Annotated in this window: 6 protein-coding genes; 1 reads left to right on the forward strand and 5 read right to left on the reverse strand. The window is 68.1% G+C overall.

Annotation, left to right across the window (positions count from 1 at the left end):
* The 5 genes from BUE44_RS40020 to BUE44_RS35420 form a co-directional block, all read right to left on the reverse strand.
* The coding region (locus tag BUE44_RS40020; RefSeq protein ID WP_456049223.1) for a hypothetical protein at positions 1-81 on the reverse strand (81 nt) is incomplete at its 3' end.
* Positions 82-220: 139 nt separating this feature from the next.
* Complete coding sequence (gene yjfF, locus BUE44_RS35405; protein WP_073503117.1) at positions 221-1,228, reverse strand: galactofuranose ABC transporter, permease protein YjfF; 1,008 nt, start codon at positions 1,226-1,228, stop codon at positions 221-223.
* Entirely contained in the window at positions 1,225-2,310 is a 1,086-nt protein-coding gene (locus BUE44_RS35410; protein ID WP_073503118.1) for an ABC transporter permease, read from the reverse strand. Before BUE44_RS35410 ends, yjfF begins: the two co-directional genes overlap by 4 nt.
* Positions 2,307-3,851 (reverse strand): sugar ABC transporter ATP-binding protein, encoded by a 1,545-nt coding sequence (locus BUE44_RS35415; RefSeq protein WP_073503119.1) that lies wholly within the window; start codon positions 3,849-3,851, stop codon positions 2,307-2,309. The genes BUE44_RS35410 and BUE44_RS35415 overlap by 4 nt, the downstream gene beginning before the upstream one ends.
* A gap of 75 nt (positions 3,852-3,926) precedes the next feature.
* The gene (locus BUE44_RS35420) at positions 3,927-4,928 is read right to left on the reverse strand and encodes an ABC transporter substrate-binding protein (RefSeq protein ID WP_073503120.1); all 1,002 of its coding nucleotides are present in this window, start codon (positions 4,926-4,928) and stop codon (positions 3,927-3,929) included.
* A gap of 1,667 nt (positions 4,929-6,595) precedes the next feature.
* Between BUE44_RS35420 and BUE44_RS35425 the strand changes: the two genes are divergently transcribed.
* Positions 6,596-7,674, forward strand: a 1,079-nt coding sequence (locus BUE44_RS35425; protein WP_073503121.1) for a non-reducing end alpha-L-arabinofuranosidase family hydrolase, incomplete at its 3' end; no start/stop codon positions are given.

The following is a 7,674-nucleotide window of genomic DNA, read 5'->3' on the forward strand; positions in this document are numbered from 1 at the left end:
AACCTGCGCCAGCGTCTCAGGACCGTAAAGGCCCTGGCTCCCGGTGAGGAACCAGACCTCGGCGGTGGGTGCGGCATTCATGCGGTGGCTCCTCGATCGAAGGCAGAGGTCAGCGACAGGCAGTCGACGACGGGACGATCAGTGGCGGGTTGATCGGTGACGGGGCGAAGGACGGCGGCAGGCGAACTGCCGCCGGTCGACGCCCACCGTCACGGCGAGCTCAGGTCCTGCGTCGTGCCGTCATGGTGCGCTGGATCAGGATGAAGGCGAAGAGCAGCACGCCTGTGGCGATCTTCGTCCACCAGGAGCTGAGGGTGCCCTCGAACTGGATGAGAGTCTTGATCAGGCCCAGCACCAGAACGCCGAACAGGGTTCCGATCACGTACCCGGACCCGCCGGTGAGAAGCGTCCCGCCGACCACGACCGCGGCGATCGCGTCGAGTTCCAGGCCGACTGCGTGCAAGGGGTCGCCCGACTGGATGTACAGGGTGAACAGCAGCCCGGACAGCGCGGAGCAGAAACCGCTGACGGTGTAGACGGCGATCTTCGTACCGGCGACCGGCAGGCCCATCAGCAGCGCCGACTGCTCGTTCCCGCCGATGGCGTAGACCCGCCTGCCGAACCGCGTGTAGTGCAACACGTAGTACGCGAGGGCGAGGACGGCCAGCGAGACGACGGCGGCGATCGAGAGGAACGATCCGCCGGGCAGGGGGACATGCGTCTGGGCGAGCCTGTTCACCGTCGGGTCGGTGATGGATATCGACTCCTTGCTGATGACCAGGCACAGCCCCCGGAAGAAGAACAGCCCCGCCAGCGTCACGATGAAGGGCTCGATCTCGAAGTGGTGGATCACGTAGCCCATCAGGTAACCGCCGAACGCCCCGACCCCCAAGGCGATGGGCGCCACGAGGAGGAAGGGCAGGCCCTGCTTCTCCACCAGCCAGGCGGTCAGCATCGTCGTGAAGCCGATGACCGACCCGACGGAGAGGTCGATTCCCCCCGTGAGGATCACGAAGGTGGCGCCGACAGCGGCTGCGAGCAGGTAGCCGTTGTCGATGAACAGGTTCATGAAGACCTGGCCGTCGAGGAATCCGTAGGACTGGTACCGGAAGGCGCCGAAGCCGAACATGACCAGGAACAGGCCGGCCGTCACCAGGACGGGCAGCCGCCGGTCCTGGAGCAGTCGGACTCTGCCGCCACCTGTTCGGATACCGTCGAGCACGCTCACGGCGACACCTCCATCTGCTGCGGCGCGTCGGCGGGCACGCCCGGGGTTTTCCGGGCGGGGCCGCGCCGCTGGGCGCGAGCGCCGAACACCTTGGCCCGGAAGGCGGGGGACTGCATCAGGCAGACGACGATGACGACGACTGCCTTGAACACCAGGTTCGTCTGGGTCGGCACGCCGATGGTGTAGATCGTGGTGGTCAGGGTCTGGATGATGAGTGCCCCGATGATCGTGCCACCGAGGTGGAATCTGCCGCCGGTGAGCGAGGTGCCGCCGATCACGACGGCCAGGATCGCGTCCAGCTCGATCCACAGCCCGGCGTTGTTGCCGTCCGCCGCGGACACGTTGGAACTGATCATCAGGCCGGCGATACCGGCGCAGAGCCCGCAGAACACGTACGCCATGATCTTGATGCGCCGTGACCTGATGCCCACCAGCCGGCTGGCCTCCGCGTTGCCGCCGACAGCCTCGACCAGCAGTCCCAGGGCGGTGCGACGGGTGAGCGCCATGCTCAGCACGACCACCAGGGCCACCACGAAGAGGGAGAACGGCAGCGCCAGCCAGTAGCCTCCGCCGATCAGCGAGTAGGCGCCACTGTTCACCGTGATGATCTGGCCGCTCGTGATGAGCTGGGCGATTCCCCGGCCCGCGACCATCAGGATCAGGGTGGCGATGATCGGCTGGATGCCGAGCCTGGCGACCAGCAGGCCGTTCCACACCCCGCACACCAGTGCCGCGGCGAGCGCCAGCGCGAAGGCCAGCAGCACCCCGCCCACTGCGTCCTCGTTGCCCTGCTTGCTGACGACAAGGCAGGCCAATGCGCCGGATATCGCCACCACCGCCCCGACGGACAGGTCGATGCCTCCGGTGGCGATCACCAGGGTCATACCGATCGCCACGAGGATGAGCGGGGACCCGAACAGCACGATGGAGACCAGGCTCCCGTACAGGTGGCCGTTCTTGAGATGGATCTCGAAGAACCCCGGGGTGAAGGGGACGTTGATCACCAGCAGCGCGACCAGGGCAGTCACCGGCCAGAACAGCCGGTGCTGTGTCGCCGCGCGCCACAGGGATGTGAGGCTCATTGATGCTCTCCACTCGCGATGATCTCCAGGACCCGCCCGGCAGTGACGTCGGGGCCGTTGGCCATCCGCGCCACGAGCCGGCGGTCGCGGAGGACGCCCATGGTGTGGCTGAGCCGGAGTACCTCCTCCAGCTCGGCGGATATGTAGACCACGGCCACACCTTCCTCGGACAGCGACACCACCAGCTTCTGGATCTCCGCCTTGGCCCCCACGTCGATGCCCCGGGTCGGCTCGTCGAGGATGAGCAGCTTCGGGCGGGTGAGCAGCCACCGGGCGAGCAGGACCTTCTGCTGGTTGCCGCCGCTCAGCGAACCGGTCTTCGCCTCTGGGTCGGCCGGACGGATGTCCAGCGCCGCGATGTACTTGGCGACCAGCTCGTCACGCTGCGACGCGGGCACCGGGCGGGTCCAGCCGCGCGCGGCCTGCAGGGCGAGGATGATGTTCTCCCGCACCGTCAGGTCGGGAACGAGGCCCTCGGTCCTGCGGTTCTCCGAGAGGAACGCCACTCCCCTGCCGATCGCGTCGTTCGGCTCCCGCAGGGCGGCCTGCTGCCCCTCGAAGTACACCCGGCCACTGTCGGAGGTGTCGGCGCCGAAGAGCAGGCGGGCCAGTTCGGTACGTCCCGAGCCGAGGAGGCCGGCGAGCCCGAGAACCTCCCCGGTGCGTACCTCCAGGTCGAACGGGGCGATGGCGCCGGCCCTGGAGAGACCTTCCGCCTTCACGACGGTCTCGCCCGCCTGTGACTGCCCGTGGTGCTCGCTCAGTTCCTCCAGCTCGTCCAGGTCCTTGCCGATCATCAGCTTGACCAGGTTCACCCGGCCGAGGTCGGCGACCAGGTGCTCGCCGACCAGCGCACCGTTGCGCAACACGGTCATCCGGTCGCAGACCTCGTAGATCTGGTCGAGGAAGTGCGAGACGAACACGATCGCGACGCCCTCCTCCCGCAGCCGCCGCATCAGGGCGAACAGCTCCTCGACCTCGTCGCGGTCGAGGCTGGAGGTCGGCTCGTCCAGGATCAGCACACGCGTGCCGGAACCCGCGCCGCCGTCGCCCGCGACCCCGGAACCGACCGCCCGGATGATGGCCACGAGTTGCTGCACGGCCAGCGGGTACGAGCCCACCGGCGCGGAGACGTCGAGGTCGAGACCGAACCGGGTCACCAGCTGCGCGGCCTGCCTGCGCAGCTCCTTCCACCGGATCCGGCCGGCCCTGACCGGCTCGCGACCGATCAGGATGTTCTCCGCCACGGAGAGGTTCTGGCAGAGGTTGACCTCCTGGTAGACCGTGCGGATACCGGCCTGCTGTGCCTGCAGCGGGCTGGTGATGCGGACCGGACGCCCATCCAGTACGACGGTTCCGCCGTCGAGCGGGTGAACTCCCGTCAGGACCTTGATGAGGGTGGACTTGCCCGCTCCGTTCTCGCCGAGAAGAGCGTGGATCTCGCCAGGGAAAAGTCGGAAGTCGACGTCCGACAGAGCCCGTATGCCGGCGAACTCTTTCACTATTCCCGTCATTTCCAGAACGGGCCGAGGCTCTGCCATGGCAGCGCTCCTAGGTGGGATCGTCGCGACGTGGACGGGAGTCCCCCGACCCGGGGGACCCTCGTGGAGCGGCTGTCAGTACTTGCGGCTCGGCAGCGCCGCCGCGGCCTGATCTGCCGTGTAGTCGCTCTCCTTGGTCTTGATCCAGCGAGGAAGCGTCGAGCCCTTGCCCGCGTGCACCACCTTCACGGCGTCCATCAACTGCGGGCCGAGCAGCGGGTTGCACTCGACTATCGCGTTGATCTGTCCCTTGGACATCGCCACGAACCCGTCGTGCACGCCGTCGACGGACACGATCTTGATGTCCGTCCCCGGGGTCTTACCCGCCGCCTGGATCGACTGGATGGCGCCGATGGCCATGTCGTCGTTGTGGGAGAACAGCACATCGATGTCCGCATGCGCCTGCAGGAAGGCGGCCATCACCTGCTTGCCGCCCGCCCTGGTGAAGTCCCCGGTCTGGCTGGCGATGATCTTCCACTCCGGATGGCTCGCGTGCATGATCGTGGCGAAGCCCTTGGCCCGCTCGATCGCGGGGGCCGCGCCCGTGGTGCCTTCGAGTTGCGCGATCTTCACCGGCCCCTTGTGGCCGGCGAGGACCTTCTCCAGCAGGTGCGCCGCGCGCTCACCCTCGATCTCGAAGTCCGAGCCCACCAGGGTGACGTAGAGCGACGGGTCGGAGGTCTCGACCGAGCGGTCGGTGAGGATCACCGGGATGTTGGCGGCCTTCGCCTCCTTCAGCACGGTGTCCCAGCCGGTGACGACCACCGGGGAGAACGAGATGACGTCCACCTTCTGGGCGATGTAGCTGCGGATCGCCGAGATCTGGTTCTCCTGCTTCTGCTGGGCGTCGGAGAACTTGAGAGCGATTCCGGCCGCCGCCGCGGCCTGCTTGACCGACTGGGTGTTGGCCGCGCGCCAGCCGCTCTCCGACCCCACCTGGGAGAAGCCCAGGGTGATCTGCTTGCTCCCGGTCTGGGAGCCGGCCGACTTGGCGGGGTTCTTCTTCGCACACGCCGCGAGCATGCCGGCGGCCGAGGCGGCCGCGCTCGCGGTGAGGAAGCTGCGTCTGTCGATCATGTCTTCTCCTTCGAGGAAATTCGGCAGGCGAACTGGTGCGGGCCCCGGCTCACACCCGGCGCTGTGCGCGGCGAAACCGCCGAGCGCGAGCAGGGAGTGGTCCGGATGAGGCGGCCTGACCGGTCGTGGTCCGGCGCGCTTCGCTCACGGACAGCCGCGGTCAACTGCCGCGCGCCGGCGGCATGGGGGGTGGTCGGCAGGCGGTATGGGTTCGGGTGAGGAGGCCGGAGTTCCAGGGGAGGGTGACGTCGGTGGCGCGGACGAAAGAAGGCTTCGCCGGGGAGGTCCGGGTACCGGCAGGGCCGGTGGTCCAGCAGTGGAAGCGGAGGTGCCGGTCGTTGTCGGTTCAAGGTCGCGACGCCCGGCACGGGATGTGTGCGCTCACCAGGCAACGGGGGTGTGCTGCCTGGGGAGCCCTGGGGCTTCTCCGACGTGCCGAAGTGGCACCGGCTCCGGGGATCCGGTCCCTTGCGCGCCTTTGCCGACTGTTCACCGAAAGGGTGAGCGCTAACATAGCCCGTCGCCGTGTCGGTGCCAACCCCTCTGCGCCCGGCTCCGACAACCTCCTGCTGCCCCTCGCTCGGCGGGCGGAGAGATCGTATGCAGTGAGCGCTAACACCGTGATCCTCTCACGCTTCGAGCCAAGGGGCTGTCGCGGTAAGCACGAGCCCCACCTGAGGTGTGCCGCGACAACTGGTCGACGGATAGGAGGTTTTATAGCGTTCACTCACCGCGCTGTCCAGAGCCGGGGCACGCAGGCCGACCACTGAGGCGTCCGACCCGGGCGACGGCCGAGGAGGCCGCTGGAACGTCGGGGTGCCTGATCCGGGAATTCCGCTTCCCCTGGCGAATGTTTCGCATCCCAGCGCCCGCTCTCCCTCCGTCGACGGAGCACTCCCCCGCCTGGATGTCACGAAGCCGCGGGCCCTCGGGCGTGCTCGACAAGCCGCTAAACGACGGTATGTGACGGCTCGCAGGTAGAAGCCGGCCGCCCCGCCTGCCTGGCGCAACCACCGTCCGCCTGAGCAGGGCAACCGGAATTATCGCGCCGGAGGCGTTGACCTTCGACCTCGACGGGTCCACACTTGCGACCGTTTCGCATGCTCGCCACGTCGTGACAACGCAACACGTCACGCCGTGGTCTGCAAGACCCTCGTGGTCCCCCCACCGCGTCCGGACAGGCGTGCGCTGTTCCGCACCCCCGGCCGGACCGCCAAGAGATGAGGTCGACATGGCTCCAGGAAGTTGCGGCGCGCCCGATCCACCGCGCCGCGCCAAGCATGGGACGCGTCCGCCGTCCGCAGCGCCGGCCGCCTGACCCGCCCTCCCCGTCCCGAGCAGCACCTCGCCGGTGAATGTTAACGCTAACAGGTCCCGGGCAACGGCCTTCCCGCTCCGCGCGCGAAGACCCTCCGCTGACGTGCCTGACGGCGTGACCGGGCATCCCCTCCCCACATGAGGGCGCTGTCCCGCCCACGCGCAAAGCGCCGGCGTGCCGCTCTTCGCAGCTGTTCCTTGCCGAGCTGATCCCGAGTCCGCGACGCCCGTCCGGCCCCGGCATCCGCCCGGTCTCCGCGGACGGCTGCGACATCGCACCACATCGACAGTCCGGACGGCCCCGTGAGGTGCCGACCGGAACCCCTTACTCAAGGATGAGGAGGCCCCCCATGCACCCAGGAAGTCTCTCCCCCAGACAGCTGTTCACGGCGCTCGCCGCCGCGGTCGCGGCCGTGGTCGTGGTTGCCGCGATGCTCGTGGCCAACCCCGCTCAGGCAGCCACCAGCGGCGCCTTGCGCGGCACTGGTTCCGGCCGGTGTCTCGACGTGCCGAACGCCACCCAGAGCGACGGCACGTACCTGCAGATCTACGACTGCTCGGGCGGAACCAACCAGCAGTGGACTCTGACGTCCACCAACCAGCTGACCGTGTACGGCGGCAAGTGCCTGGACGTTCCGGGCCACGCCACCACGGCCGGCACCCGGGTACAGATCTGGTCCTGCACCGGCGGTGCGAACCAGCAGTGGCGGCTGAACTCCGACGGCACGATCGTCGGCCAGGAGTCCGGGCTGTGCCTGGACGTGACGGGCGGCGGCACGGCCAACGGCACGGCGGTGGAGATCTGGACGTGCAACGGCGGCAGCAACCAGAAGTGGAGCGGCCTGTCCTCGGGCACGACACCGCCGCCTTCGTCGCCGCCGCCTTCGGGCGGCACGTGCTCGCTTCCGTCGACGTACCACTGGTCCTCGACAGGTGCGTTGGCGCAGCCGGCCAACGGGTGGGTGTCGCTGAAGGACTTCACCAACGTGGTCTACAACGGCAAGCACCTGGTCTACGCCTCGAACGTATCCGGCTCCTCGTACGGTTCGATGGCGTTCACCCCGTTCACGAACTGGTCCGACATGGCCTCAGCCGGCCAGACCGGCATGAGCCAGTCGGCAGTAGCCCCCACCCTGTTCTACTTCGCACCCAAGAACATCTGGATCCTGGCCTACCAGTGGGGCGCCTGGCCCTTCATCTACCGCACCTCCAGCGACCCCACCAACCCCAACGGCTGGTCCGCACCACAGGCACTGTTCACCGGCAGCATCCCCAACTCCGGCACCGGCCCCATCGACCAGACCCTGATCGGTGACGGCCAGAACATGTACCTGTTCTTCGCCGGCGACAACGGCAGCATCTACCGCGCCAGCATGCCCATCGGGAACTTCCCCGGCAACTTCGGCTCCTCCTACACCACCGTGATGAG

The sequence above is a fragment of the Actinacidiphila paucisporea genome, from assembly GCF_900142575.1.
GTDB classification, from domain to species: domain Bacteria; phylum Actinomycetota; class Actinomycetes; order Streptomycetales; family Streptomycetaceae; genus Actinacidiphila; species Actinacidiphila paucisporea.

Bases quoted from the DNA above. Each gene is read 5' to 3' on its own strand.
- BUE44_RS35410 (WP_073503118.1), bottom strand. From the start codon at position 2,310: ATGAGCCTCACATCCCTGTGGCGCGCGGCGACACAGCACCGGCTGTTC.
- BUE44_RS35415 (WP_073503119.1), bottom strand. From the start codon at position 3,851: ATGGCAGAGCCTCGGCCCGTTCTGGAAATGACGGGAATAGTGAAAGAG.
- BUE44_RS35420 (WP_073503120.1), bottom strand. From the start codon at position 4,928: ATGATCGACAGACGCAGCTTCCTCACCGCGAGCGCGGCCGCCTCGGCC.